Annotated in this window: 1 protein-coding gene; it reads left to right on the forward strand. The window is 35.0% G+C overall.

Annotation, left to right across the window (positions count from 1 at the left end; genetic code table 11):
- Positions 1-489: 489 nt before the first annotated feature.
- A partial coding sequence (locus BLW28_RS15865) for a GEVED domain-containing protein (protein ID WP_244885854.1) occupies positions 490-2,369 on the forward strand: 1,880 nt, incomplete at its 3' end.

Raw genomic sequence — 2,369 nt, forward strand, 5'->3', positions numbered from 1 at the left:
CATAATGTGTAAAAATTTAAAATTAGTTAAAAAAATAGCGGGGGCCGGCCCCCGCTATTTTTTTAACTAACACACTTTATGAGATAGTCCCTTATTATACGATTTTCACAATCGCAAATAATAGATTAGTCTTAACTTTTTTTTTCTAACACATCTCTTCTTAACATTCATTGTTTCCATTTTCATAAGTCGCAGCCTTTTTCAATAACAAATTTTAGTTCAATCACCTTTTAAACGTATCACCTTTGACTATCCAACTAAGATATAAGGAAAGATAATCACAGCTTTATTCACTTTTAACATAAATCTATCAGCAGCTCTAAGTGCACTTAAAAATCAACTCATTACATCAATAATTATTAACATATGAAAAATAAAAATTATGCGCAAAGTACCTTTTAAGTATATGTTTTTTTTGGATAATTAATCAATACAATTATTCTTGTTATCGAATTACCTAAGAACCAACGAAAAAATATCAAACACCTCATGAAAAAAAAATACAAGCTAATTCTATTATTTTCACTTTGCGTATTAATATCAAGCGGCGGAACTAGCCAGCATAGAAATTCGAAAAGTGACAAATCTCACAGAACATTTTCGCAACCAGACAGCAACAGGATTTTCCCCAGTTCTACAACAAAAATCATCTCTACTAGCAATAAAGAAAATGTTCCTTTTTTAAATAACAACTCATCCCAAAACAGGTTAGTTTACTGTGAACCTAATTTTAGTAGTTGTAGTTCTGACCACATTAACAAAGTTATTTTTGCTGGTATAAATAACGACAGTGAATGTGGTACAGGACATAATGACTATACAGACCAGGTAGGTTTAGTTGTAACTGGAGAAACCTATACCATTTCAGTAAGAAATCAGGCACTGTCATCACAAAATGTATTTGCTTATATAGATTGGAATCAAAACGGCATTCTCAATGATGTCGGAGAGGTTTATACCATAGCAAACAATGCACATCACAGTGGCCCACATACCCAAGAAATTACGATTCCTCAAGATGCAGTACTTGGAGAAACAAGGATGAGGGTTGTCCTTCAATGGAATAATACAAATGCAAATCCGTGTATTGTCTATGGCACTGGTGAATCTGAAGATTACAGCCTAAATGTGGTCGATGAGATTCCTAATACGCCTGTAAATTGCTCACAATTGGTTCCTGCAAGCAATTATGGAAACGGTCATTTTTTCATGGGACAAACCAATCAAAAATTAGCAATTGATATCGATATTCTTCCAGAAAGCACTTTTGAAGTTAACAATGTAATAATTCAAACATTAGATCAAGCTACAACATTTGATCTTGTATTCTATGACGATGACGATGGTTTTCCTGGAACTCCGTTTAGAACTCTAAATGACGTAAGCATTATAGAGGAGATATACTTAGGGACGGGAACAGATTATCAATATTACAAATACACCCTAGATATTTCATCAGACGCTGTGCAGTTTGAAGGCGAGCAACTAGGAAGAAAGGTTTGGATGGAAGTGATTTCTGATGCTACAGCTTGGAATAATACTAACAATACAGCACTAGGAAGCTTAGGAGTTTTTAATAACAACAATACTGATAGCTGGACTATCACGGAAGTAGAGTTTGTTTACGAATTAATTGGAAATTGTACTGGAAGCCAAATACAAGATTTACCAAACAATGTTTGCACAAACGCTATACCATTCAATTGTGGAAATTTAGTAACAGGCACAACAGTTGGAGCTGATGATTTTGGTGGAAATTTATCGCCAGATGTGTTTTATTCATATACAGGAAGTGGCCAAATGGAGAACATTTCACTTTCATTGTGTTCCGGAACAGAGTTCGACACGCTAATTAGAGTTTTTTCTGATTGTTCCTTAGCCAATGAAATTACATTTAATGACAATTTTTGTGGTGGTCAATCAGTCGTCAACTTCATTTCCGATGGTATATCAACCTACTACATCATGATTGAAGGAGGTGACACTAACAGTATGGGAGATTTTACATTATATGCGAGTTGTACAGCAATACCAGCCCAAAATGAAAATCCAGCCCAAGCCATTGTTCTGGAGTGTGGCGATAGGGTTCAAGGAAGTAATGTAAATGCTAGTAATACGGCGGGGAATCCAGCCGGAGACGTTTTTTATACTTATACAGGAAGTGGTGTTGCAGAAGACATAACCATTTCTCTATGTAGTATATTCACAAGTTATGATACTGAAATTCGAGTTTATGATGACATAAGCCTATCTAATCTAGTAGGCTTTGCAGACGACGATTGTGGTAAATTCTCACAGGTAACATTCTATTCTGACGGAGAAACTACATATTACATTATGATTGAAGGGTCTGAAATTGAAGAGGGCAA

It is taken from the genome of Aequorivita viscosa (assembly GCF_900106795.1).
In the GTDB taxonomy this organism is placed as follows: domain Bacteria; phylum Bacteroidota; class Bacteroidia; order Flavobacteriales; family Flavobacteriaceae; genus Aequorivita; species Aequorivita viscosa.